Raw genomic sequence first — 23,777 nt, 5'->3', positions numbered from 1 at the left:
GCAAGGGATCAGAGCTCGCCGAAGAGCAGGTTCCCCGGGGCGTCCTCGTCGTCACCGGTGTAGTACTCGCGTACGGCACCGAGGAGTTCGTCCACCGACAGGAACCCGTCGTGGTCCTTGTCGATCCGGGTGAAGAGCGCGTCGGCGTCCTCGCGGCCCAGCTTCGTGTCGAAGGCGAGCTGGGCCTTGTGGAACTCCTCGGGGCTGATGCGCCCGTCGCCGTCGGTGTCGACGACCAGGAGCATCGCCTGGACCATGGGCCGGAACGACTTGTCGTACGCCGCGCCGCCGTCGGCGTAGAGCCGGGTCATGCCCTGCTTGTACTCCTCGGGCGTGAGCTTGCCGTCCCGGTCCAGGTCCAGCTCGGTGAACAGCTCCTGCCAGAAGTCGACGAGCCCGCCCATCACCTGGGTCGCCTTGGGGGAGGTGGCCGGCTCACCGAGGGCCGACAGCAGGCGGGAACCGAGCCCGATGATGTCGTGCTCGTCGATCACCTGGTCCTTGTTGACGTCCAGGTGCGTGAAGGCGCGGTGCAGCTTGCGGTCGAGCAGGTCGTTCGTCATTTCAGTTGCCTTTCACGGCTACGGTGCGCGGTCTTGTGCTCACCTACCGTAATCTCCTTCTTGATCGTGAACTCCCGTTCTCCGGCTAGGAAGTTGTGGATGCACTCTTACGAGGTATGGGTCAACGGCGCCGCCGAGCCCGGCACCCGTTGGGTCTACTGGCCCCGGGTGGGTCAACTCCTGCGCGAGCCGTTCGAGGTGCTCGGACTCAAGGCCCGGCTGGAACGCGGCGAGGACCTGCCCTACGACGACCGCCTGCTGGCCGGACGCGTCGCCATGTCCACCCCGGAGCAGGGCCTGCGCGCCCTGGCCGCCGCCCGCGCCGCCCAGCCGGCCTGGGCGGGGGTCCCGCTCGGCGACCGGCTGGAGCTGCTGCACGGGGTCCACCGGGCCGTCGTCGAGCGGCGCGAGGAACTGACCGCGCTGCTGGTCGCCGAAGGCCACCCCGTACGGCTGGCGGCCTGGGAGCTGGCCTCCGTGGCGGCCTCCTTCCATCCGGACTCCGTCGCCGATTTCGCCGAACGGCTGAGGGAGCCCGAGCGGACCGCGGCGGGCCGGCGGATCCGCATGGTGCGCAAGCCGGACGGGGTGGTGTGCCTGAGCCCGCCGCGCAACGCCCCGACCTCGAACTCCTTCTACGGGGCGATGGTGCTCGCCGCGGGCAACGGCCTGGTCGTCAACGCGCCGCCGACCGCCCCGCTGGGCGTCAGCTTCGTCTACCGGGAGATCGTGGCCCCGCTCCTGGAGCGGCACGGCGCCCCTGCCGGCATCCTGAACGTGGTCTCCACGCACGCGCGCGCCGTACTGCGCCAGTGGCTGGACAGCCCCGACTGTGACGACCTGGTCTTCTTCGGCGGCTCCGAGCAGGGCCTCAAGCTGGAGCGGGAGTGCGTGGCCGCGGGGAAGAAGCCCGTACTCGAACTGTCGGGCAACGACGGGGTGCTGGTCTGGCGCGATGCGGAGGCCGATCTGGCCGCGCGGGCCCTGTGCGAGCGGTACTACGGCTCCGGACAGATCTGCATGACTCCGAAGTTCGCCATCGTCCACCCCGAGGTGGCCGACCGGCTGCTGAAGGAGCTGGTGGAGCGGGTGCGGGACATCCGGCCGGGGCCGCCGGAGGATCCGGGCACGGTGCTGAGCCCGGTGGTCAAGCGGGCGGAGTTCACCGAGTTCCTCGACGAGGTGCTGGCGGCCGGCGGAGAACTGCTCTGCGGCGGGGAGTTCGTGGACGTGGACGACGTGCCCGCCGCGGCGGGACCGTTCATCCGTCCGGCGATCGTGCGGGTGGACGGGCTGGCCGCCGCGGGACGGTTGCGGGCCTTCCGCGAGGAGACCTTCTTCCCGCTGCTGTGCGTGGTCGTGCCCGAGGCGCCGGCCGGTCTCGGCGAGGCCATCGGCTTCCTCAACGCCAACCGCTACGGCCTGCGCAATTCCCTGTGGACGCAGGACGAACGGGTCGTCGAGCGGTTCTGCGAGGAGGTGGTCACCGGCGGCATGCTGAAGGTCAACGATTCGCACATCGGCTGCCTGCCGGTGCTCCCGTACAACGGCGGCACGGGCGCCACGGGCGGGATCTTCGGCGAGGCCAATCAGCCCGCCGTGCGCACCACCCACCTCCAGTCGATCGCCGTCGCCACCCTGGTCCGGCCCCGGGAGGCGGTCTTCGACCACGAGCTGGGGTGCGTGGCGGTCCCGGCGGGCTGAGTTTCTTGTCCACGGCAACCTTTCGGGGGCATCGGGCGTCGTACGTGCGTACGCACGTTGTACGTACGACCGATGGGGGACAGGGTGTTGAAGGCGCGGAACCGGCGCGGCCGGTGGGCCACCTGCCTGGGGGTGTTCGCGGCGGCGCTGTGGCTCGGCGCGGGCGGGCTGCTGGCGGCGCAGCCGGCCCAGGCGGCGACCGGCGGGTGCGCGGGGGACCTGGTGCGGACGCTGCCGTTCTCGACCGGCGAGGTCCGCGTGTACAAGACCCGCGACCGCGCCTGCGCCGTGGCGGTCGCCCGCGAGCCCGGAGCGCGCCGTCCGATGTCGGTGAGCATCCAGCCGCGCGGGGGATCCCCGGTCCGCGACGCGGGGCAATTCGCCCGGTATGCCGGACCTGTCACCGCCCACGCGATCGCGCGCTGCGTGTATGTAAAGGGGAGCGTGGGGGCCGGATCTGTCGATTCCGGCTGGATTCTGTGCTGACGGTGCGACCCAACTAGGTCTGGTCAGCTGTGCGTTGACCCCGCTAGGTTCACGGCGACCGAAGTGAACTCAAGGGGAGGGTGAATGCGCAAGACGCTCGGATGGCTGCTGTCACTCGTGGTGCTCATCGGCACCATGGGGGCAGCCGGCTTCACGGCACAAGCGGCCACCGCCGCAGGGCCGGCCGCCGCCACGGATGCCACCGCCGCCACGACCACGGACATCAAGGACCAGATCCTCTCCATCCCGGGGATGAGTCTGATCGAGGAGAAGCCGTATCCCGGATACCGCTTCTTCGTACTGAACTACGAGCAGCCGGTCGACCACCGCGCGCCGTGGAAGGGCACCTTCAAGCAGCGTCTGACCCTGCTGCACAAGGACGTCTCCCGGCCCACCGTGTTCTTCACCTCCGGCTACAACGTCAACACCAACCCGCGCCGCAGTGAGCCCACGACCATCGTCGACGGCAACCAGGTGTCGCTGGAGTACCGTTTCTTCACCCCCTCCCGGCCCGACCCGGCCAACTGGTCCAACCTGGACATCTGGCAGGCCGCCAGCGACCAGCACCGGATCTTCACCGCGCTGAAGAAGGTCTACAAGAAGAACTGGCTGGCCACGGGCGGCAGCAAGGGTGGCATGACGGCCACCTACTTCGAGCGCTTCTACCCCCGTGACATGGACGGGGTCGTCGCGTACGTCGCACCCAACGACGTGGTCAACAAGGAGGACTCGGCCTACGACCGGTTCTTCACCCAGGTCGGCACCAAGGAGTGCCGCGACAAGCTGAACGCGGTGCAGCGCGAGGCGCTCGTGCGCCGCGACCCGCTGGAGGTCAAGTACGCGGCCGCCGCGGCCGAGAACGGCTGGACCTTCACCACCGTCGGCAACCTCGACAAGGCCTACGAGGCCGTCGTGCTCGACTACGTGTGGGCCTTCTGGCAGTACAGCCTGCTCTCCGACTGCGCCTCCCTCCCGGTCGCCGCGACCGCGAGCGACCAAGAGATCTGGGACACCGTCGACACGATCTCCGGCTTCTCGGCCTACGCCGACCAGGGACTGGAGACGTACACCCCGTACTACTACCAGGCGGGTACGCAGCTCGGTTCGCCCGACATCAAGCAGCCCCACCTGGGCAACCTGAGCCGCTACGGCTACCAGCCGCCGCGCAACTTCGTGCCCCGCGACATCCCGATGACCTTCCAGCCGGGAGCGATGAAGGACGTGGACAGCTGGGTCAAGCACAACGCGAACCAGATGCTCTTCGTCTACGGGCAGAACGACCCGTGGGGCGCAGAACCGTTCCACCTCGGCTACGGGGCCCGCGACAGCTACGTGATGATCGCGCCGGGCGCCAACCACGGGGCCAACGTGGCCAAGCTCCAGGACGGCGAGAAGGCCCTGGCCACCGCCAAGATCCTGCAGTGGGCCGGAGTAGCCCCGGCCGCCGCGCTCGCCGATTCGGCGAAGGCCGCGCCGCTGGCAAAGCCGGACGCGCAGCTCGACCGGCGGGACGTGGAGCGCGAGCCGATGCTGCGGCCGTAGTACCGCGGTAGTACCGCCGTAGTACCGACGCCGCAGGGGCCACGCGCCGGCCGGGCGCCAGGGACATTCCCTAGGGCGCGTACGCCAGCCCGTGGCCCAGCGGGTAGCGGCCCGGCACCGGGACCGGCAGGCGCCCGGTGGGCCGCAGCGCCCCGGTGATCACCCGGGCCGCCGCCCGCAGCTCCACGTCGGTCCAGGTGTACGTCGCCAGCTCGGCCGCACACGTCGGCAGCCGGGCCGGGTCGTAGGGGTTGCGCAGCGCGAGCAGGACCACCGGCACCCCGGTGGCCAGCAGTTCCCGGACCAGCTCGCGCTGCGGGCTCTCGCCCTCCGGGACGTTGTACGTGCACACGAGCACGGCGGCGTTCCCGGGCGCGGCCGCCACCGCGCGGGCCGTCGCCACGGCCGTCGCCCGGCAGCCCAGCGCGGACAGCTCCCGGGCCAGTACCGACGTAGGGGGACCCGTAGTACCCGTGGGGGAGGCCGGGTCGGCCCCGGTGACCAGCAGCAGCGGCCGGGCCGTCGGGTCCAGCGGGAGCAGCTTCACCGGATTGGCCAGCAGCGTCGTCGTACGGGCCGCGATCTCGTCGGCGGCCGCCAGGTGCGCCGGGATCCCGACCGTCGCGTCCACGGCCGCGGTGACCGCCGCGGCCGTGACCGCCGTCCGTGCCGTGTCGAACAGACCCCGGCGGGCCTTCAGTTCCAGGATCCGCAGGACGGACTCCTCGATCCGGGCCCGCGTCAGCTCGCCCGATTCCACGGCCGCCAGCACGCTGCGGTGCGCGAGCCCCAGGTCCGGAGGGTTCAGCAGCTGGTCGCAGCCCGCCTTCAGGGCCAGCACCGGGACCCTGTCGTCCCCGTACTTCTGCCGTACCCCGGCCATGTCCAGGGCGTCGGTGACCACCACCCCCTGGAACCCGAGGCGTTCGCGCAGGATGCCGGTGACGATGGGCCGCGACAGGGTCGCGGGATCCCCCGAGGGGTCGAGCGCCGGGAAGACGATGTGCGCGGTCATGACCGCGTCCACACCCGCCGCCACGGCCGCCCGGAAGGGAGGCTCGTCCAGCTCCTCCCACTTTTCGCGAGTGTGGGTCATCAGCGGCAGCCCCACGTGGCTGTCGGTGCCGGTGTCCCCGTGCCCCGGGAAGTGCTTCACGGTGGCGGCCACCCCGGCGCCCTGGTACCCGCGGACCTGGGCGGCGACCAGGGCCGCCACGGCGTGCGGGTCGGAGCCGAAGGACCGTACGCCGATCACGGGGTTGGCGGGGTCGACGTTCACGTCGGCCACCGGGGCGTAGTTGTGCCGGATGCCCATCGCGGCCAGCTCGGCGCCCGCGATCCGCGCGGCCCGGCGGGCCTCGGCGGTGGACCCGTCCTCTCCCCGCGCCAGCGCGCCCAGCGCCATCGCCCCCGGGAGCAGGGTCGCGGGCTTGCCGATCCGTGCGACGGCGCCGTGCTCCTGGTCGATGGACAGGAGCAGCGGGATGCCCGGGACTCCGTCGGTGCCCGGGGCCGTGGCCGCCCGCTGGAGACCGGCCGACAGCTCGGCGATCTGGTGCGGGGTACGGGTGTTGTGCGCCCAGCCGAAGTAGACGATCCCGCCGAGGTGGTAGCGCGAGACCAGCTCGGCGGCGGTGCGCACCCCGAACAGCGCCCGGTTCTGTTCGGCGTCCTCCGGGTCGGGATCGGTCGCCGAATGCCCGTACGCCCGCGACACGAAGAGCTGCCCGACCAGTTCGGCCGGGCTCATCCGGGCCATGGCCGCGCGCAGCGCCGCCCGGTCGGGGGTGCGCGCGGGGACCTCGTCGCCGGGCCGGTGGTCGTCGGGGAGCGGTCCTCCGGGGGCCGGTCCGGCTGGGGCCCGGGAGGTGGTGACGGCGGCCGAGACGGCCCCCGCAGCGGTGACGGCGGCCATGGCGGCCGCGGCGAGCAGGGTCCGGCGGGAGGCTTGGTACGGCACGCGCCGGACGCTACTGCCGGGCCGCGCCCCCGGAGCGGCGGACACTCGACAGGTCCCCCGGACGGGGGCCATCCGGGCCATCGGGGTCATCGGGTCATCGCGGTCATCGGGTCATCGAGGTCAACGCGGTCATCGGGTCCCCGCCGGTCAGTGCTCCTGCCGCCAGTGCTCCTGGAGGGTCCGCACCGCCTCGGTGATCGCGGGCCGGCGGGCCGCTCCGGTCCGCCACAGGGCGTACAACCGGCGCACCGGACCCGGCTCCAGGGCCACGGCCACCGCCCCCGGCGGCAGCGCCCCGGTTCCCAGGCGCGGTACGACGGCCACCCCGAGCCCGGCCGCGACCAGCGCGACGATGGTGTGGTTCTCCTCGGCGACGTGCGCGATGTCGGGCTCGTACCCGACCGCGCGCAGGGTCCGTACCAGCCAGTCGTGGCAGACCCGGCCGGGCGGCTGGCACACCCACCGCAGCCCGCCCAGATCCTCCCTGCGGATGACGGCGCGGCGGGTGAAGGGGTGCCCGGCCGGCACCACGAGGTCGCAGGGGTCGTCCCCGATCACCGCCTGCTCCACCCCCTCGGGGGTGGGCAGCGGGGCGATGTCCCAGTCGTGGGCGACCGCCAGATCGGTGACGCCCCGGGTCACCAGGTCCACCGAGAGGTGGGGGTCCACCTCCGTCAGGCGTACTTCCAGCGCCGGATGCCGGGCGGCCAGATCGGCCAGCACCCCCGGCAGCAGCCCGCGCGCGGCCGAGGCGAAGGCGGAGACGGTCAGCAGCCCGCTCGGCTGCCCGCGCCGCTCCTCCAGAGTGGTCTCGGCGCGCTCCACGATGGCCAGCAGCTCCTGCGCGGTGTCCGCCAGGTGGTGCGCCTCCTCGGTGAGCGCCACCCCGCGCCCGCGCCGCTCCAGGAGCGTGGTCCGGGTCTCCCGCTCCAGCTTGGCGATCTGCTGGGAGACGGCGGAGGGGGTGTATCCGAGTGCGGCCGCGGCGCCCGCGACCGAACCGTGGACGGAGACGGCGTGCAGGGCGCGGAGCCGGGCGAGATCGAGCATGGGAGAAGCGTAAGCGTTGCTTCATCCATCCCGGAAGAGATCCGCGCTGGTGCTAAATGGTCGCGGGGACGATGCTCGGAGCATGCGTCCCGTACACATCGCACTCGCCGTACTCGTCGCCGCCGTCTGGGGCTTCAACTTCGTCGTCATCGAGATCGGCCTCGGCCACTTCCCTCCGCTGCTCCTGTCCGCCCTGCGCTTCCTCGTCGCCGCCGTCCCCGCCGTCTTCTTCGTCGGACGGCCCAAGGTCGCCTGGAAGTGGATCGTGGGAGTCGGAGTCGCCCTCGGCATCGCCAAGTTCGGCCTGCTCTTCACGGGGATGGCGCACGGGATGCCGGCCGGGCTCTCCTCCCTGGTCCTGCAGATCCAGGCCGTCTTCACCGCCGTCCTCGCCGCCGTCTTCCTGCGCGAACGCCCGGGCCGGGTACGGATCCTGGGCATGGCGGTGGCGCTCGCCGGGATCGCCGTCGCAGCCGTGGACGGGGGGACGTCCGGGCCGGTGCTCGGCTTCGTGCTCGTGGTCGCGGCCGCCGCCTGCTGGGGCGTCTCCAACGTCCTGACCCGCAGGGCCGCGCCGCCCGACGCGCTCAACTTCATGGTCTGGGTGTGCGTGATCCCGGTGCTGCCGCTGTTCGCGCTCTCGCTGCTGATCGAGGGCCCCGAGCGGGATCTGGCCGCCCTGAGCGGCCTCGACTGGTCCGGGGCCGCCGTGATCGGGTACGTCGCCTGGGTGTCCACCGTCTTCGGCTTCGGGGCCTGGGGCTACCTGCTGCGCCGCTACCCGGCCTCCGCCGTGGCGCCGTTCTCGCTGCTGGTCCCGGTGTTCGGGATGTCCTCGGCCGCGCTGGTCCTCGGGGAGGGGATCTCGGGGCTGCGTTGGGCGGCCGCGGCCCTGCTCGTCGGCGGAGTGGCGCTCACCTCGCTGGCTCCCGGGAGCGCGAAGCCCCGTACGGCCGACCCCGAGGGGGCGGCGGATTCCGGATGGACCACGGGGCCTACGAGGCCTACGGGTGCTCCCGTAGGGGCAGCCGCCAGTCCTGCCCCGTGAGGGTGACCCCGTAGGACCGGTGGGGGCGTTCGGCGACCAGGGTGAATCCGGCGCGCTGGTAGAGGGCGCGGGCCGAGGTCAGCACGTCGTTGGTCCAGAGCACCAGCTCGCGGTAGCCGACCGAGCGCGCGAAGTCGACCACCGTGGCGGCGAGCAGGGCGCCGATGCCGTGGCCGCGGCCCGCCGGGTCCACCAGGAGCAGCCGCAGCCGCGCGGTGCCGGGGGCGCCGTCCTCGCGCACGCACATCACCGAGCCGACCGGTTGGCCGTCCAGCTCCGCGATGCAGAGCGCGTGATTCACCCGGCTGAGTGATTCTCCCGGTTTCAGCTCAATAGGTGCGCCATTGGCGAAGTACGTTACTGGTCTCTTTCGGGAGCGGTCAGGGCTTGGCCGTCACGATGATCCTAGGGTTGGAGTGAGAAGCCGCCTCATTCGTGAGGGGGAGGAGTCACGGCGCCCGAGGATAGCGAGGCGTGGGTGGGGCGAGGCCGGGGGATGGCTCTCGCCCCACCTTTATGCCTGCCAACCAGGTGTGGCGGGCCGGATTCGAGGGCTACTTCTTGCCGCCGCCCAGGATCTGGCCCAGCAGGTCGCCGAGGCTGCCGCCGGCCGACGGGGCGGCCGGGGCCGCGCCCGCCGCTCCCGGCACGGCTCCGGGGGAGGGGATCGGGGAGTCGGCGCCGGACCCGGCGGCCGACGGGGCGGCGCCGCCCCCGCCCTTGCCGGCGGCCGCGCGCTTGGCGAAGACGGCCAGCAGCACCGGGATCAGCAGCTCGATGACACGGGCGATCGTGGGTGCGGGAATGCCGGTCTTCTTGGAGACGGCATTGGCCACGGGCTTGCTCACCTTGGCCAGCACCCCGGCCATCATCCCGCCGCTGAGCATGCCGCCCAGGCCGCCGCCGAGGGTGGCCACGCCTTCCAGCGGGGCCTCGGTCACCTCGGCGAAGGCCTGGCGGACCTCGTTGCCGTCGTCGTCATCGGTGTCGGCCTTCGCCTGGAGGTCGCCGGTCATCGCGCCGATGGTGGTCGCGACGGTGTCGCGGGCGCCGGTCGCGTCGGTGCCGAGGAGTCCGGCGATCTCGGTGAGCCGGTCTTCGCCGAGCTCGTTGATCACGTCGTCCTGGAATGAAGGTTCGCTCATGCCTGAAACGCTACTTCTGTGGTGATTTACCGGCACCTTGTATCGCGCTGGGGTCACCCTTGGGTAATGGTGGAGTAAAGCTGTGAATCGGCGTGCAACCACCGGCGGGGGTCGCGGGTCGTATGTTGCGTCGGCGCTTCCGGGGAGGGATCTGGGGGGATCGGGAAGTCCGACGAGGGAGGGGTAACCGTGAGGGGGTCCGGCCGGAAGGCCGGACCCCCTTTCGGTTTTCTTCCGCTTTTCCGGGCCGCGGCGGGTAGTTGTCCACAGGCCCGGCGGGCTGTCGGCGCCACGCGGTAGTTTCGGGTCGTGAATACCAACGCGGCGGTGCAACCGGCAGTGGTCGAGGGGGTGCTGGAGCGCATCACCTATGCCAATGAGGAGAGCGGATACACGGTCGCCCGGGTGGACACCGGCCGCGGCTCCGGTGACCTGCTGACGGTCGTCGGATCCCTCCTCGGGGCCCAGCCGGGCGAATCGCTGCGCATGGAGGGCCGCTGGGGCTCGCACCCCCAGTACGGCAAGCAGTTCACCGTCGAGAACTACACGACGCTCCTGCCCGCGACCATCCAGGGCATCCGGCGCTACCTGGGATCCGGACTGATCAAGGGCATCGGCCCGAAGATCGCCGACCGGATCGTGGAGCACTTCGGCACCGACACCCTCGACGTCATCGAGGACGAGCCGAAGAGGCTGATCGAGGTGCCCGGCCTCGGCCCCAAGCGGACGAAGATGATCGGCGCCGCCTGGGAGGAACAGAAGGCCATCAAGGAGGTCATGGTCTTCCTCCAGGGAGTCGGCGTCTCCACCTCCATCGCGGTGCGCATCTACAAGAAGTACGCCGACGCCTCCATCTCCGTGGTCAAGAACCAGCCCTACCGGCTCGCCGCCGACGTCTGGGGCATCGGCTTCCTCACCGCCGACCGCATCGCCCAGGCCGTGGGCATCCCGCACGACAGCCCGGAGCGGGTCAAGGCCGGCCTCCAGTACGCCCTGTCCCAGGCCACCGACCAGGGCCACTGCTTCCTGCCCGAGGACCGGCTCATCTCCGACGGGGTCAAGCTGCTCCAGGTGGACACCGGACTGGTCATCGACTGTCTGGCCGAGCTCGCCGCCGACCCGGAAGGGGTCGTACGGGAATCCGTGCCGGACCCGGCGGGCGGCCCGGACCCCCTCACCGCCGTGTACCTCGTCCCCTTCCACCGGGCCGAGCTCTCCCTGGTCGGCCAGGTCCGCCGGCTCCTGAACGCCGACGAGGACCGGATGCCGGCCTTCCAGGACGTGGACTGGGAGAAGGCGCTGGGCTGGCTCGCCGGCCGGACCGGGGCCAAGCTCGCCCCCGGGCAGCGGGACGCGGTCCGCCTCGCCCTCACCCGCCGGGTCGCCGTCCTCACCGGAGGTCCGGGCTGCGGCAAGTCCTTCACCGTCCGCTCGATCGTGGAACTGGCCCGCGCCAAGAAGGCCAAGGTGGTGCTCGCCGCCCCCACCGGCCGGGCGGCCAAGCGGCTGGCCGAGCTCACCGGGGCCGAGGCCTCCACCGTGCACCGGCTGCTGGAGCTGAAACCGGGCGGGGACGCGGCCTACGACCGCGACCGGCCGCTCGACGCCGACCTGGTGGTCGTGGACGAGGCCTCGATGCTCGACCTGCTGCTGGCGAACAAGCTGGTCAAGGCCGTGGCGCCCGGAGCCCACCTGCTGCTGGTCGGGGACGTGGACCAGCTGCCCTCGGTCGGCGCCGGCGAGGTGCTGCGCGATCTGCTCGCCGAGGGCGGGCCGGTCCCCGCCGTCCGGCTGACCACCATCTTCCGGCAGGCCCAGCAGTCCGGGGTGGTCACCAACGCCCACCGGATCAACACCGGCCTGCCGCCGATCACCGACGGACTGCCCGACTTCTTCCTCTTCCCCGAGGAGGACACCGAGGAGGCCGGAAAACTCGCCGTGGACGTCGCCGCCCGTCGTATTCCGGCCAGATTCGGACTCGACCCGCGCCGCGACATCCAAGTGCTCGCCCCCATGCACCGGGGCCCGGCCGGAGCCGGAAACCTCAACGGCCTCCTCCAGCAGGCCATCACCCCGGCCCGGCCGAACCTGCCCGAGAAGCGCTTCGGCGGCCGGGTCTTCCGGGTGGGCGACAAGGTCACCCAGATCCGCAACAACTACGAAAAGGGCGCCAACGGCGTCTTCAACGGCACGGTGGGCGTGGTCACCGCCCTCGACCTGGACGAACAGCGCCTGACGGTGCGCACGGACGAAGACGAGGAAGTGGAGTACGAGTTCGGCGAGCTCGACGAGCTGGCCCACGCGTACGCCGTCACCATCCACCGCTCCCAGGGGAGTGAATATCCGGCCGTGGTGATCCCGGTCACCACCGGGGCCTGGATGATGCTCCAGCGAAACCTGCTCTACACGGCGGTGACCCGGGCGAAGAAATTGGTCGTCCTGGTCGGGTCCCGCAAAGCCCTTGGTCAGGCGGTGCGTACCGTTTCCGCAGGCAGGAGGTACACGGCTGTAGCACCAAGGCTGTCCGGACGTATACCGGTGGGAAACATCACCTAGATGATCGATCATTTGGGGTTCCACCAACCGGCGTGGAGGGGCAGGATGAGCAGCTTGGCGGCACTGAGTGCCGTCGAAACCGCCAAAGGCCGACCCCGAGTGCACTCTCCTGCGCCAAATGGGGGAAGGTAGAGGCAGTCAGGGCACCTCGAAGAAGAGGCACTACGTCGGTGAGGGATGACGTGAGCGACAACTCTGTAGTACTGCGGTACGCGGACGGTGAATACACCTACCCGGTGGTCGAGAGCACCGTCGGTGACCAGGGCTTCGACATCTCGAAGCTCAGGGCTCAGACCGGGCTGGTCACCCTGGACAGCGGCTACGGAAACACCGCCGCCTATAAGTCCGCCATTACCTACCTCGACGGTGAGCAGGGCATCCTGCGCTACCGCGGATACCCGATCGAGCAGCTGGCGGAGCGCTCGACCTTCATCGAGGTCGCCTACCTGCTGATCAACGGGGAGCTGCCGACCGTCGACCAGCTCGCGTCGTTCCGCAACGAGATCACCCAGCACACGCTGCTGCACGAGGACGTCAAGCGGTTCTACGACGGCTTCCCGCGCGACGCGCACCCGATGGCGATGCTGTCCTCCGTGGTCAGCGCGCTGTCGACGTTCTACCAGGACAGCCACAACCCGTTCGACGAGAAGCAGCGCAACCTCTCGACGATCCGGCTGCTGGCCAAGCTCCCGACGATCGCGGCCTACGCGTACAAGAAGTCGGTCGGCCACCCGGTGGTCTACCCGCGCAACGACCTCGGCTACGTCGAGAACTTCCTGCGCATGACCTTCTCCGTGCCGGCCCAGGAGTACGACCTGGACCCGGTCGTGGTCGCGGCGCTCGACAAGCTGCTGATCCTGCACGCGGACCACGAGCAGAACTGCTCCACCTCCACCGTGCGCCTGGTCGGCTCCTCGCAGGCGAACATGTTCGCCTCGATCTCCGCCGGCATCTCGGCCCTGTGGGGCCCCCTGCACGGTGGCGCCAACCAGTCCGTTCTGGAGATGCTCGAGGGCATCAAGAACGACGGCGGCGACGTCGACGCCTTCATCCGCAAGGTGAAGAACAAGGAAGACGGCGTCCGCCTGATGGGCTTCGGACACCGCGTCTACAAGAGCTTCGACCCCCGGGCGAAGATCATCAAGGCTGCGGCGCACGATGTCCTCTCGGCTCTCGGCAAGGACGACGAGCTGCTCGACATCGCGCTCAAGCTGGAAGAGCACGCGCTGGCCGACGAGTACTTCGTCGAGCGCAACCTCTACCCGAACGTGGACTTCTACACGGGCCTGATCTACCGCGCGATGGGCTTCCCGACCGAGATGTTCACCGTGCTCTTCGCGATCGGCCGGCTGCCCGGCTGGATCGCCCAGTGGCACGAGATGATCAAGGAGCCCGGCTCCCGCATCGGCCGCCCGCGCCAGATCTACACCGGCGAGGTCCTGCGCGACTTCGTCCCGGTCGAGTCCCGCTGACCCGAGGCTCTCGCCGCAGTACCCGTAGGACCGCAGTACCGGTAGGACCCGCAGTACCCGTAGGACCGCATTGCCTGTGAATACAGGAAAAGCGCCCCGCCATCGATCCCCCCACGGGTCGAAGGTCGGGGCGCTTTCCTTACCCCGGAACGGATTCCCCCCACGGGACCCGGACCGGGTGTCTGCGTGCCGGGATCCGTGGATCGGGGAGGCCGCTCAAAGCTCCCCCAGAGGCTGCACGCCCCGGCCGACGATGCCGGAAGTCCCCCAAGACGTTCCCGGCATCGCCCCATTAGACCCACGGGCCTGCCCGATGGTTACGTTGCGGCCCCTGTGATCTGCGTCTCGCGTGAAGGAAGTGTGTGCGAGATGCGAAGGGGGGTCACTAGCGGAAGGAGCGCAGCCGCAGGCTGTTGGTGACCACGAAGACCGAGGAGAAGGCCATCGCGGCCCCCGCGATCATCGGGTTGAGCAGTCCGGCGGCCGCCAGCGGCAGCGCCGCGACGTTGTAGCCGAAGGCCCAGAACAGGTTGCCCTTGATGGTGGCCAGGGTCCGCCGGGAGAGCCGGATCGCGTCCGCCGCCACCCGCAAGTCTCCCCGTACCAGGGTCAGATCGCTCGCCTCGATCGCCGCGTCGGTCCCCGTGCCCATCGCCAGGCCCAGGTCGGCTTGGGCGAGCGCGGCCGCGTCGTTGACCCCGTCGCCGACCATGGCGACCGTACGGCCCTCGGCCTGCAGGCGGCGTACGACGTCCACCTTGTCCTGCGGCAGGACCTCGGCGATGACCTCATCGATGCCCACCTCGCGGGCCACCGTCTCGGCGACGGCCCGGTTGTCGCCGGTCAGCAGCACCGGGGTCAGCCCCAGGGCCCGCAGCCGGGACACCGCCTCGGCGCTGGTCTCCTTGACCGCGTCGGCCACGGTCAGCACCCCGCGGGCCTCCCCGTCCCAGGCCACCAGGACGGCGGTGGAGCCCGCGGCCTCGGCAGCGGCCTTGGCCTCGGCCAGGGCGGCCGGCAGCGTGATCGACCAGTCGGCCAGCAGCTTCTCGCGGCCCACCAGGACGGCGTGTCCGTCGACCACGCCCTGGACGCCGAGGCCGGCGAGGTTCTCGAAGTTCTCCGGGACCGGCAGGGCCCCCGCCCTCTCGGCGGCGCCGGTGGCGATCGCCCGCGCGATCGGGTGCTCGGAGGCGTGCTCCAGGGATCCGGCCAGGCGCAGCAGCTCGTCCTCGTCCACGCCCTCGGCGGGGTGCACGCCGGCCAGGGTCATCCGGCCCGTGGTCACGGTGCCGGTCTTGTCCAGGACGATGGTGTCCACGCGGCGGGTGGACTCCAGTACCTCGGGGCCCTTGATCAGGATCCCGAGCTGCGCGCCCCGCCCGGTGCCGACCATCAGCGCGGTCGGTGTGGCCAGGCCCAGGGCGCACGGGCAGGCGATGATCAGGACGGCCACGGCGGCGGTGAACGCGGCCGTCGGGTTGTCGGTGATCAGCAGCCAGGTCACCCAGGTGCCCAGCGCCAGTACGAGCACGATCGGCACGAAGACGCCGGAGATCCGGTCGGCGAGGCGCTGCACCTCGGCCTTGCCGTTCTGCGCGTCCTCGACCAGCTTGGCCATCCGGGCGAGCTGGGTGTCGGAGCCGATCCGGGTCGCCTCGACGACCAGGCGGCCGGAGGCGTTGACGGTGGCGCCGGTGACCCAGTCGCCGACGGCGACCTCGACCGGGACGGACTCGCCGGTCAGCATGGAGGCGTCCACGGCGGAGCTGCCCTCGACGACCGTGCCGTCGGTGGCGATCTTCTCGCCGGGCCGGACGACGAACCGGTCGCCGACGGCCAGCGCGCTCACGGGGATGCGCACCTCGGCGCCCCCGCGCAGGACGGCCACGTCCTTGGCGCCCAGGCGCATCAGGGCCTTGAGGGCGGCGCCCGCCTTCCGCTTCGAGCGGGCCTCCAGGTAGCGGCCGAGCAGGATGAAGCTGACGACTCCGGCGGCCACCTCCAGGTAGATCGCAGAGGAGCCGTCCGTGCGGGAAATGGCGAAGTCGAAGCCGTGGCGCATGCCGGGCATTCCGGCGTGGCCGAAGAACAGGGCCCACAGCGACCAGGCGAACGCCGCTCCGGTGCCGACGGAGACCAGGGTGTCCATGGTGGCGGCGCCGTGCCGGGCGTTGGTCCAGGCGGCCTTGTGGAAGGGGAGGGCGCCCCAGACGAAGACGGGGGCGGCGAGGGTGAGCGAGAGCCACTGCCAGTTGTCGAACTGGAGGGCCGGGACCATCGAGAGCAGCACGACGGGCAGCGAGAGCGCGGCGGAGACCAGGAGGCGCTGGCGCAGGGCGGCCAGTTCGGGGTCGCGCGGGGCTTCCCCGGACTCCACGCCCCCTGCGGCCCCGGGCTCGGGTTCGGGTTCCGGCGGCGGGGGCTCCTCGGCGGTGTAGCCGGTCTTGACGACGGTCGCGATGAGGTCGGCGACCGCCACGCCTTCGCCGTACGAGACCTTGGCCTTCTCGGTGGCGTAGTTCACCGATGCGCTGACCCCGTCCATCCGGTTCAGCTTCTTCTCGATGCGGGCCGCGCAGGAGGCGCAGGTCATCCCGCCGATGGTCAGCTCGACCTCGGCGGTGCCGGCGGCCGCTGCCGCTGCTTGCGCCACCGCTATGGGTCCGTCGTGCACTGTGCTGCTGCTCATGTTCCGGCTCCAGGGGGATGGCCGGGCCGTACGGAACCAGTATGAGCTGGCCGGTACGGCCCGGCGGGGTACTGCGGGGTACTGCGGGGTTCTGCGGGGTTCTGCCGAAGAGGAAGGGCTCAGACCTGGCCGGCGAGCTCGTACCCGGCCTCGTCGACGGCGGCGCGCACGTCGGCCTCGTCGAGCGGGGCGGCCGAGACCACGGTGACCTCGCCGGTCGCGGCGACGGCCTTGACCGAGCTGACGCCCGCCAGGGCGGAGAGCTCGGTGGTGACCGCGCCCTCGCAGTGCCCGCAGGTCATGCCGGTCACCCGGTAGACGGTGGTGGTCTGGGTGTCCGTGTCGGCGCTCATGTCGTTCTCCTCTTCAAGGGCGTATCCGGGCGGCGGGGAACCGGTGGATCGCTCCACCGTGCCCCGACACTCGAAGACTATACCCCTAGGGGGTATGGATGCGAGCATGCGCCGGGATCTTTCGCGCGGGCCGCGACCGGGCGCCGCACCCGGATACCGTGAAGTGGACAAGCGCTGCAAACCATATGTAAATGGCACATATGGCGCACTCGGGGACAACTCTTATCCTGATCATGGCGATCGCGGTGCTCGCCCCCCTGCTTGCGTACGGGGTCTCGCGCTGGCTGCCCGTTCCGCTGGTGATCTTCGAGATCCTGCTGGGCGTCCTGGTCGGCCCCGACATCCTCGGGTGGGCGCACTCGGACCAGGTCATCGACGTACTGAGCGAACTCGGCCTGGCCATGCTGATCTTCCTGGCCGGCTACGAGATCCAGTTCGCCCAGGTCAAGGGCGACACCCTGAAACGGTCGGCGTGGGCCTGGGTGGCCGCCCTCGCGCTGGGGCTCGGCATCGGGCTGCTGCTGTCGGGCGGCGGATTCGACAAGGGCGTCTACATCGGCACCGCGCTCACCAGTACCGCCCTGGGCACGATCCTGCCGGTCCTGCGGGACGCCGGGGACACCCAGAGCCGGTTCGGCTCCGTGATGATGGCGATGGGCGCGGTCGGCGAGTTCGGGCCGATCATCGCGATGGCGCTGCTGCTCAGCGGGCGGGCGCCGGGCCGCTCGGCGGCCCTGCTGATCGCCTTCGCGGTGCTCACGGCCGCGGCGGTGTTCTGGGCGATGCGGCCCAAGCCGCCCTGGTTCTCCCGGGTCATCGCCCGGACCCTGCACAGCAGCGGGCAGTTCGCGGTGCGGCTCGTGGTGCTGATGCTCGTGGCGTTCCTGGCCCTCGCCGAGGTGCTCGGCCTCGACGTGCTGCTCGGCGCCTTCGCCGCCGGGCTGATCACCCGTCTGGTCCTGCACGGGGCCGCTCCGGAGAGCAGTGAGGTCGTGCTCTCGAAGGTGGAGGCCATGGGCTTCGGCTTCCTGGTTCCGCTGTTCTTCGTGGTCACCGGGATCGAATTCGACCTGAAGGCGCTGCTCGAAGGCGGACGGGTGCTCCTGTTGCTGCCGGTCTTCCTGTTGCTGTTCCTCGTCGTGCGCGGGCTGCCCCTGTGGCTGCTGGCCCCCCGGGACCTCGGGCGCCGGGACCGGTCGGCGCTGGTGCTGTTCGGGTCCACGGCGCTGCCGCTGGTGGTGGCGATCACCACCCTCGGCGTGCAGGACGGCAAGCTCGGGTCGGGGGAGGCTGCGGCGCTGGTGGGGGCCGGGATGGTCTCCGTACTGGTGTTTCCGCTGCTGGGGCTGCGGTTGCGGTCGGGGTCCCCGGGGGCCGGGTCCGGTGCGGGCGGCTCCGGGGCGGCCGGCGGGTCGGGGGTGCGGGTCAGTGAGGAGGAGGCGTGGTGAGCATCGGGTCCAGGTAGCGCAGCAGGACGGTCTTCAGCTCGGCGACGTACGTGGCGCGTTCGGCGCCCTCGCTGGCGAGGATCAGTTCGAGCGAGGCCTTGACGATGCCGAGGACCATGTGGGCGACGTGGGTGAGCTCGGCCGGCTCCGGTGACCCGGCCGCGGCCGGGGTGCAGGCGCGCAGCACCGCCTCGACCCGGGTCAGCATCCCGACGTGCAGCTCCTCGTGCTCCTGGGCGATGCCGGGGATGCCGGAGCCGTGCATGAGCGCCAGGAAGGCCGGGTTCTCGCAGTTGAAGGCGACGACCGGGTCCAGGACGGCGTCGAGCAGCTCCGGCAGCGGCCGTTCCAGGTTCTCGGGGAGGAAGGCCTGGCCGTGTGCCTCGTGGGCGCGCTGGAGCAGCTGGCCGCCCAGCTCGACGGCGATGGCCTCCTTGTTCGGGAAGAACTGGTAGAGCGTGCCCGGGGACACGCCGGCCTCGCGGGCGATGGCATTGGTGCTGGCGGCAGCGTAACCCGTACGGCAGAACACCCCGGCGGCGGCCGACAGCAGCTGGGCGATACGGCGCTCCCCGCGGGCCTGGCGGCGGCGGGGGGCGGTTTCGGGGGCCGCCACGGTGGTCGGGTCGGGGGCCGTTTCGGAGGTCGCTTCGACGGCATCGGGTGCCGTCGCTCCGGCAGCCGTTTCGCCTGCTTTGTCGGTGCTCTTTGCCCTGGAGCTCGCCCGCATGTCCAATCCCTTGCTTCCCGTTGCTTCCCGTGGGTGATTGACAAACGCGAGAGATCGCTCGCATTCTTGGGGAACGCGAGCGACTGCTCGTATTTGCCAGTCTATGTGGCCTGGTAACCACGGTGAAGGGGACACCGAGTCATGTCCGAAGTCAAGAAACCACCGTCGCCCGGGGAGGGCGGCCGGTGGACCCGGTTCGTCACCGCACGTCCGAGGCTCTCGCTGCTGCTCGCGCTCGTGGTCACGGCACTCGCCGTCTTCGCGGGAGGCGGAGCCGCGGACCGCATGGGCAGTGGCGGCTGGGAGGACCCGGGCGCCCGGTCCACCTACGCCACCGAAGCCCTGGAGCGCGAGTTCCCGGGCTCCCAGCCCAATCTGCTCCTGCTCGTCGACGCCGGGGCGGGGGCCGCCGGAGTGGACGATCCGGCCGTCGCCGCCGAAGCCGAGCGGCTGACGGCCGAGCTCGCCGCGGAGCACGGGGTGACCGGCGTGGGCTCGTACTGGCAGACCCGCCTGCCCACCCTGCGCTCCGAGGACGGCCGCCAGGCACTGATCGCCGCCCGGGTCCTCGGAGACGAGAAGACCGTCATCACCGTCCTCGACCGGATCGCCCCGCGCTACCGGGGTGAGCACGGCCCGGTGAAGGTCTCCCTCGGCGGACCGGCCGCCGTCCAGCGCGAGGTCACCTCCACCATCCAGGAAGACCTGCTGCGCGCCGAGCTGATCGCCCTGCCCGTCACGCTCGTCCTGCTCATCCTCGTCTTCGGCAGCGCCATCGCCGCCCTGCTGCCCCTCGGCGTCGGCATCGTCGCCATCATCGGGACCAATGCGGTGCTGCGCGGTCTCACCGAGTTCACCGACGTCTCCGTCTTCGCGCAGAACCTGACCACCGCGCTCGGACTCGGACTCGCCATCGACTACGCCCTGTTCATCGTGCGCAGGTTCCGCGAGGAGCTGGCCGCGGGGCGCGATCCGGTGGCGGCCGTCGGAGCCACCCTGCGGACCGCCGGACGCACGGTGCTCTTCTCGGCGCTGACCGTCGCCGTCTCCCTCTCCGCCATGCTGTTCTTCCCGATGTACTTCCTGCGCTCCTTCGCCTACGCCGGGGTCGCGGTGGTCCTGCTCGCCGCGGCCGCCGCACTGATCCTGCTCCCGGCGGCACTGGTGCTCCTCGGCGAGCGGGTCAACTCCTTCGACCTGCGGCGGCTGTGGCGGCGGCGCCGGAAGGCCGCCGAAGGCAGCACGGCCGGGGCCGCGGCCGGGGGCGGTCGGGGCTGGGACCGGCTGACCGGGCTCGTGATGCGACGGGCCCCACTGTTCGCACTGGCCACCACGGCCGGACTCCTCTTCCTCGGACTGCCCTTCCTCGGGGTGAAGTTCGGCACGGTGGACGACCGGCAGCTGCCGAAGACCGCCGAATCGCATGTGGTGTCACAGCAGATACGGGACGCCTTCCCGGGCAGTCCCGGCGGCACCCTGACCGTGCTGACCGAGGGCGCGCCCCCCAAGGCCGACCTCGACGGCTACAAGCGGCGGGTCGAGGCCCTGCCCGGAGTGCTGCGGGTGGACGGGCCGGTGAGTTCTCCCTCCGGCGGCGGGTACGCGTACCTCTCGGTCCTCACCGAAGGCGAGGCCGTGGGAGAGCGGGCCCAGGACCTGGTCGGCCAAGTCCGCAAGGTGGACGCCCCCTTCGAGACCTCCGTGACCGGACAGGCGGCGGTGCTCGTCGATGCCCGCAGCGCCATAGCCGAGAAGCTGCCCCTGGCGCTGGGCGTCGTGGTGCTGGCCACGCTGCTCCTGGTCTTCCTGCTCACCGGTAGCCTGCTGATACCCCTCCAGGCGGTCCTGCTCAACGCGCTGAGCCTGACCGCGATGTTCGGTGCGGTGGTCTGGGTCTTCCAGGACGGGCACCTCTCCGGACTGCTCTCCTTCACCGCCACCGGTGACATCGAGACCACCCTGCCCGTGCTGATGTTCTGCATCGCCTTCGGACTCTCCATGGACTACGGGGTGTTCCTCATATCCCGGATCAAGGAGGAGTACGACCGGACCGGGGACCACGAGGGCGCGGTGCGCACCGGACTGGCCCGCACGGGCGGACTGATCACCGCCGCGGCCGTGATCCTGGCGGTGGTGATGGTCGCCATCGGCAGCTCGCGGGTGACCAACACCAAGATGCTGGGCCTCGGCATCGCCCTGGCCGTACTCATGGACGCGATGATCGTCCGGAGCCTGCTGGTCCCGGCGGTCATGAAGCTGACCGGGAAGGCCACCTGGTGGGCGCCCGCGCCGCTGCGCAGACTGCACGAACGGTTCGGGCTGAGCGAGGGCGGCGGCGAGCCCGCTCCGGCCGCCGGGGAGGCGGAGGTGGAGCCCGTACCGGCGGGGAGCCGTTAGCGGCCGGCGGACGGGGCCCGGGAGGGCCCGTCCCCGGCCCGGTGGCCGGGATCAGTCCTCGCGGCGCCCCCGGTTGCCCGGACGGCGGGCCACCCAGGTCCGGATGGTGTCGGCGTACCAGTAGGGCTTTCCGCCCTCCACGTGGTCGGGCGCGGGCAGCAGCCCGTGTTTGCGGTAGGAGCGCACCGTGTCCGGCTGGACCCGGATGTGAGCGGCGATCTCCTTGTACGACCACAGCTGTCGGTCGCTCATCCTCGACACCTCCTTGTCCACGCCGCGGGGGCCGGCCGGGAGGCCGTCGGGGGAGCCGGCGCGTGGACACTGACGATCACTCAAGTTCTGCCCGGGGAACGACGGGCGGTGATGTCAGGGGAGGGGCTGTCGGTCGGCTGTGACGGAAAACCCGCGTAATGGGGATATGCGTGACAGAAAGGAGACCCCTGTGACACGGACGGCACATACCGCTCATGCGGCTCATGCCGCCCAAGTGGCTCATGCGGCTCATGCAGCTCATGCCGCCCAAGCGGTACATGTGGCACAGGGGTGAGCCGGAGGGGCGGCCGAGGAGAGGTTGGCCGGAGGTCCGGGCGGAGGTCCGGGCGGGGCCCGGATCAGCGGTAGAGGGCCGGGCGCTCCGCCAGCTCCACGAGGGTCCGTACGCCGCTGCGTGCCGCGGCCAGGCCCGCTTCGGAGACGGCCGCAGCCGCGTAGCCGTCCCACGCGTCGGGCCCGTCCACCCGGCCCCGGGCGGCCGCGGTGACCCAGCGGCGCAGCTGGCGGTCGTAGGCGTCGGCGAACCGCACCGTGAAGTCCTGGTCGATCTCCCCGCCCCATCGGCCCGCCGACTGGACGACCATCGCGTGGCCGTCGCCGATCCTGGCGCTGCCGGACTCGCCGACCGCCTCGCACTGGACCTGGTAGCCGAAGCCGCAGTTGACGAAGATCTCCACGTCCACGACGGCCCCGCCGGAGGTCTCCATGAGGACGAGCCGGGGATCGCGCAGTCCCTCGCGGGCGGCGGAGGTGGGCGTGGGCGAGAGCACGGTCACGGCGGTGATCTCCTGGCCCAGCAGCCAGCGTGCCGCGTCCACCTCGTGCACCACCGAGTCGCTGATCAGCATGTCGCTCGTGAAGAAGGACGGGGAGGAGGCGTTGCGGTGGCGGCAGTGCAGGAAGAGGGGCCGCCCGATGCCGCCCTGGTCGAGCAGTTCCTTGAGCCGGGCGTACTCGGCGTCGTAGCGCCGCATGAAGCCCACCTGGACGAGCCGGCGCCCCTGCCGGGCCTCCGCCTCCATGATCCGCAGGGAGCCCGCCGGATCCGGGGTCAGCGGCTTCTCGCAGAGCACCGGCAGTCCCCGTTCCAGCGCGTGCAGGATCGCTTCCTCGTGGGCCGGACCGGGCGAGGCGATCAGCACCGCCTCCACGCCGGGCGCGGCTATCGCGGCCGCCGGATCGGTGTGCGCGCTCGCGCCCTCCAGCCCGGCCGCGACCTCCTTGACCCGGTCCCCGTCCGGGTCGGCCACGGCCACCACCCGGGCCCCGCCGACGGTCCGCCCGATCCGGCGGACGTGGTCGGAGCCCATCTTCCCGGTGCCGATGACGGCGATGCCGAGCGTGCTGGTCATGTCGGGTTCTCCTCCGTGAGGGGTGGCGGGGCGGTTCGGGGTGCGGTCAGCGGGCGCCGCAGGAGCGCAGGTAGGCGCGGGTGCGGCGGGCGATCGGCAGCGGCCGGTCGGGCGGGCACGGGTACATGTCCTGCTCCACGATGGCGAACAGGTCCACGCCGAGCCGCTGGGCGGCCGCCAGCACCGGTTCCAGCGCGGGCACCCCGGCGGGCGGCTCGCACATCACCCCCCGAGCCACGGCGGGCCCGAAGGGCACCTCCTGCGCGAGGACTTCGGCCAGGATCCGCGGGTCCACCTGCTTGAGGTGCAGGTAGCCGATGCGCTCCGCGAAGGTCTCGATCGCCTGCACGCTGTCCCCGCCGCAGTAGGCGTAGTGCCCGGTGTCCAGACAGAGCGAGACCAGCGCGGGATCGGTGGCGTCCAGGAACCGGGCCACGTTCTGCGGGGTGTCGATGTGCGTGTCCGCATGCGGGTGGACGACGATCCGCAGCCCGTACAGGTCCTGGACCCGGCGCCCCAGCAGCTCGGTCCGGGTGGTCAGTTCACGCCATTGTCCGGGCGTCAGGGTGCGGTCCTCCAGGACCTCGCCCGTCTTGTCGTCCCGCCAGAAGGAGGGGATCACGACGAGGTGCGCCGCGCCCATGGCCCGGGTGAGTTCCGCGATCCGCGACACGTGCTCCCAGGTGTCCTCCCACACGGCGGGCCCGTGATGGAGTCCGGTGAAGACGGTTCCGGCCGACACCCGCAGGCCGCGCTTGGCGAGCTCGTCGGTGAGCCGGACGGGATCGGTGGGCAGATAGCCGTAGGGCCCGAGTTCGATCCACTCGTACCCGGCGTCGGCGACCTCGTCGAGGAACCGCTCCCACGGTGTCTGCCGCGGATCGTCGGGGAACCAGACACCCCAGGAGTCCGGAGCCGAGCCGACGCGGATGCGGGTCAACGCGGGCGATGAGGACGTCATGCGGCCACCTTAAAGTGCGAGGCTCGAAGGGACGGGGAGCATGGG

The 23,777-nt window shown here is 71.3% G+C and carries 19 protein-coding genes; 8 read left to right on the top strand and 11 right to left on the bottom strand.

Going from position 1 to position 23,777, the window contains the following annotated elements:
• Positions 1-8 precede the first annotated feature (8 nt).
• A complete protein-coding gene (locus OG490_RS13215) occupies positions 9-563 on the bottom strand; it encodes an EF-hand domain-containing protein (protein ID WP_330296480.1) in 555 nt (184 codons plus the stop codon).
• Between the two features lie 99 nt (positions 564-662).
• Between OG490_RS13215 and OG490_RS13210 the strand changes: the two genes are divergently transcribed.
• The 3 genes from OG490_RS13210 (at position 663) to OG490_RS13200 (ending at position 4,295) form a co-directional block, all read left to right on the top strand.
• A complete protein-coding gene (locus OG490_RS13210) occupies positions 663-2,267 on the top strand; it encodes an aldehyde dehydrogenase family protein (protein ID WP_330296479.1) in 1,605 nt (534 codons plus the stop codon).
• Between the two features lie 72 nt (positions 2,268-2,339).
• On the top strand, positions 2,340-2,753 hold the full coding sequence (locus tag OG490_RS13205; RefSeq protein ID WP_330296478.1) for a hypothetical protein: 414 nt from the start codon (positions 2,340-2,342) through the stop codon (positions 2,751-2,753).
• 84 nt (positions 2,754-2,837) lie between these two features.
• Entirely contained in the window at positions 2,838-4,295 is a 1,458-nt protein-coding gene (locus OG490_RS13200; RefSeq protein ID WP_330296477.1) for a S28 family serine protease, read from the top strand.
• A 70-nt stretch (positions 4,296-4,365) separates the two neighbouring features.
• Here the strand turns inward: OG490_RS13200 and OG490_RS13195 are convergent, their stop codons facing one another.
• Both OG490_RS13195 and OG490_RS13190 read right to left on the bottom strand, forming a co-directional pair.
• Positions 4,366-6,210: a glycoside hydrolase family 3 protein gene (locus OG490_RS13195; protein ID WP_443065951.1), complete on the bottom strand. Its 1,845-nt coding sequence runs from the start codon at positions 6,208-6,210 to the stop codon at positions 4,366-4,368.
• Between the two features lie 192 nt (positions 6,211-6,402).
• Positions 6,403-7,305, bottom strand: coding sequence for a LysR family transcriptional regulator (locus OG490_RS13190; RefSeq protein WP_330296475.1), 903 nt, complete (start codon positions 7,303-7,305; stop codon positions 6,403-6,405).
• Positions 7,306-7,387: 82 nt separating this feature from the next.
• Here OG490_RS13190 and OG490_RS13185 point away from each other — a divergent pair, with 82 nt between their 5' ends.
• Positions 7,388-8,353, top strand: coding sequence for an EamA family transporter (locus OG490_RS13185; protein WP_330296474.1), 966 nt, complete (start codon positions 7,388-7,390; stop codon positions 8,351-8,353).
• Here the strand turns inward: OG490_RS13185 and OG490_RS13180 are convergent.
• Together OG490_RS13180 and OG490_RS13175 are read right to left on the bottom strand one after the other, a co-directional pair.
• Positions 8,310-8,687 (bottom strand): GNAT family N-acetyltransferase, encoded by a 378-nt coding sequence (locus OG490_RS13180; protein WP_330300908.1) that lies wholly within the window; start codon positions 8,685-8,687, stop codon positions 8,310-8,312. The two genes, OG490_RS13185 and OG490_RS13180, sit on opposite strands and share 44 nt — an antisense overlap.
• Positions 8,688-8,907: 220 nt before the next feature.
• Positions 8,908-9,498 (bottom strand): DUF937 domain-containing protein, encoded by a 591-nt coding sequence (locus OG490_RS13175; RefSeq protein ID WP_330296473.1) that lies wholly within the window; start codon positions 9,496-9,498, stop codon positions 8,908-8,910.
• A 309-nt stretch (positions 9,499-9,807) separates the two neighbouring features.
• Between OG490_RS13175 and recD2 the strand changes: the two genes are divergently transcribed.
• Together recD2 and OG490_RS13165 are read left to right on the top strand one after the other, a co-directional pair.
• Entirely contained in the window at positions 9,808-12,054 is a 2,247-nt protein-coding gene (recD2, locus tag OG490_RS13170; RefSeq protein WP_443065803.1) for an SF1B family DNA helicase RecD2, read from the top strand.
• Between the two features lie 182 nt (positions 12,055-12,236).
• A complete protein-coding gene (locus OG490_RS13165) occupies positions 12,237-13,526 on the top strand; it encodes a citrate synthase (RefSeq protein WP_243335006.1) in 1,290 nt (429 codons plus the stop codon).
• Positions 13,527-13,911: 385 nt separating this feature from the next.
• Here OG490_RS13165 and OG490_RS13160 read toward each other — a convergent pair whose 3' ends face one another.
• On the bottom strand, positions 13,912-16,218 hold the full coding sequence (locus OG490_RS13160) for a heavy metal translocating P-type ATPase (RefSeq protein ID WP_330296472.1): 2,307 nt from the start codon (positions 16,216-16,218) through the stop codon (positions 13,912-13,914).
• A 119-nt stretch (positions 16,219-16,337) separates the two neighbouring features.
• On the bottom strand, positions 16,338-16,571 hold the full coding sequence (locus OG490_RS13155; protein ID WP_330296471.1) for a heavy-metal-associated domain-containing protein: 234 nt from the start codon (positions 16,569-16,571) through the stop codon (positions 16,338-16,340).
• Between the two features lie 200 nt (positions 16,572-16,771).
• On the opposite strand from OG490_RS13155, the gene OG490_RS13150 reads away from it, so the two are divergent.
• Positions 16,772-18,019 carry a cation:proton antiporter gene (locus OG490_RS13150; protein ID WP_330300906.1) on the top strand — a complete coding sequence of 416 codons (1,248 nt, stop codon included), beginning with the start codon at positions 16,772-16,774 and terminating at the stop codon, positions 18,017-18,019.
• Here the strand turns inward: OG490_RS13150 and OG490_RS13145 are convergent.
• On the bottom strand, positions 17,997-18,749 hold the full coding sequence (locus tag OG490_RS13145; RefSeq protein WP_330296470.1) for a TetR/AcrR family transcriptional regulator: 753 nt from the start codon (positions 18,747-18,749) through the stop codon (positions 17,997-17,999). The two genes, OG490_RS13150 and OG490_RS13145, sit on opposite strands and share 23 nt — an antisense overlap.
• Positions 18,750-18,890: 141 nt before the next feature.
• Between OG490_RS13145 and OG490_RS13140 the strand changes: the two genes are divergently transcribed.
• Positions 18,891-21,146: an MMPL family transporter gene (locus OG490_RS13140; RefSeq protein WP_330296469.1), complete on the top strand. Its 2,256-nt coding sequence runs from the start codon at positions 18,891-18,893 to the stop codon at positions 21,144-21,146.
• A gap of 51 nt (positions 21,147-21,197) precedes the next feature.
• Here OG490_RS13140 and OG490_RS13135 read toward each other — a convergent pair whose 3' ends face one another.
• From OG490_RS13135 to OG490_RS13125, 3 genes are all read right to left on the bottom strand, one after another.
• Positions 21,198-21,398 (bottom strand): helix-turn-helix transcriptional regulator, encoded by a 201-nt coding sequence (locus OG490_RS13135; RefSeq protein ID WP_030297784.1) that lies wholly within the window; start codon positions 21,396-21,398, stop codon positions 21,198-21,200.
• Between the two features lie 359 nt (positions 21,399-21,757).
• A complete protein-coding gene (locus OG490_RS13130) occupies positions 21,758-22,771 on the bottom strand; it encodes a Gfo/Idh/MocA family protein (protein ID WP_330296468.1) in 1,014 nt (337 codons plus the stop codon).
• A gap of 46 nt (positions 22,772-22,817) precedes the next feature.
• On the bottom strand, positions 22,818-23,732 hold the full coding sequence (locus tag OG490_RS13125) for a sugar phosphate isomerase/epimerase family protein (protein WP_330296467.1): 915 nt from the start codon (positions 23,730-23,732) through the stop codon (positions 22,818-22,820).
• Positions 23,733-23,777 lie beyond the last annotated feature (45 nt).

Origin of the sequence: Streptomyces sp. NBC_00503 (assembly GCF_036346895.1) — a bacterium.
GTDB lineage: Bacteria > Actinomycetota > Actinomycetes > Streptomycetales > Streptomycetaceae > Streptomyces.
The sequence above is the reverse complement of the archived record's forward strand: the minus strand, read 5'-3'. Positions and strand labels throughout refer to the sequence as shown.

Excerpts from the sequence above, each read along its gene's own strand:
- OG490_RS13175 (WP_330296473.1), bottom strand. The coding sequence starts at position 9,498 with ATGAGCGAACCTTCATTCCAGGACGACGTGATCAACGAGCTCGGCGAA.
- OG490_RS13185 (WP_330296474.1), top strand. The coding sequence starts at position 7,388 with ATGCGTCCCGTACACATCGCACTCGCCGTACTCGTCGCCGCCGTCTGG.
- OG490_RS13160 (WP_330296472.1), bottom strand. The coding sequence starts at position 16,218 with ATGAGCAGCAGCACAGTGCACGACGGACCCATAGCGGTGGCGCAAGCA.
- OG490_RS13210 (WP_330296479.1), top strand. The coding sequence starts at position 663 with ATGCACTCTTACGAGGTATGGGTCAACGGCGCCGCCGAGCCCGGCACC.
- OG490_RS13215 (WP_330296480.1), bottom strand. The coding sequence starts at position 563 with ATGACGAACGACCTGCTCGACCGCAAGCTGCACCGCGCCTTCACGCAC.
- OG490_RS13145 (WP_330296470.1), bottom strand. The coding sequence starts at position 18,749 with ATGCGGGCGAGCTCCAGGGCAAAGAGCACCGACAAAGCAGGCGAAACG.
- OG490_RS13200 (WP_330296477.1), top strand. The coding sequence starts at position 2,838 with ATGCGCAAGACGCTCGGATGGCTGCTGTCACTCGTGGTGCTCATCGGC.
- OG490_RS13190 (WP_330296475.1), bottom strand. The coding sequence starts at position 7,305 with ATGCTCGATCTCGCCCGGCTCCGCGCCCTGCACGCCGTCTCCGTCCAC.
- OG490_RS13130 (WP_330296468.1), bottom strand. The coding sequence starts at position 22,771 with ATGACCAGCACGCTCGGCATCGCCGTCATCGGCACCGGGAAGATGGGC.
- OG490_RS13140 (WP_330296469.1), top strand. The coding sequence starts at position 18,891 with ATGTCCGAAGTCAAGAAACCACCGTCGCCCGGGGAGGGCGGCCGGTGG.
- OG490_RS13135 (WP_030297784.1), bottom strand. The coding sequence starts at position 21,398 with ATGAGCGACCGACAGCTGTGGTCGTACAAGGAGATCGCCGCTCACATC.
- OG490_RS13150 (WP_330300906.1), top strand. The coding sequence starts at position 16,772 with ATGGCGCACTCGGGGACAACTCTTATCCTGATCATGGCGATCGCGGTG.
- OG490_RS13195 (WP_443065951.1), bottom strand. The coding sequence starts at position 6,210 with ATGGCCGCCGTCACCGCTGCGGGGGCCGTCTCGGCCGCCGTCACCACC.
- OG490_RS13205 (WP_330296478.1), top strand. The coding sequence starts at position 2,340 with ATGGGGGACAGGGTGTTGAAGGCGCGGAACCGGCGCGGCCGGTGGGCC.
- OG490_RS13155 (WP_330296471.1), bottom strand. The coding sequence starts at position 16,571 with ATGAGCGCCGACACGGACACCCAGACCACCACCGTCTACCGGGTGACC.
- OG490_RS13125 (WP_330296467.1), bottom strand. The coding sequence starts at position 23,732 with ATGACGTCCTCATCGCCCGCGTTGACCCGCATCCGCGTCGGCTCGGCT.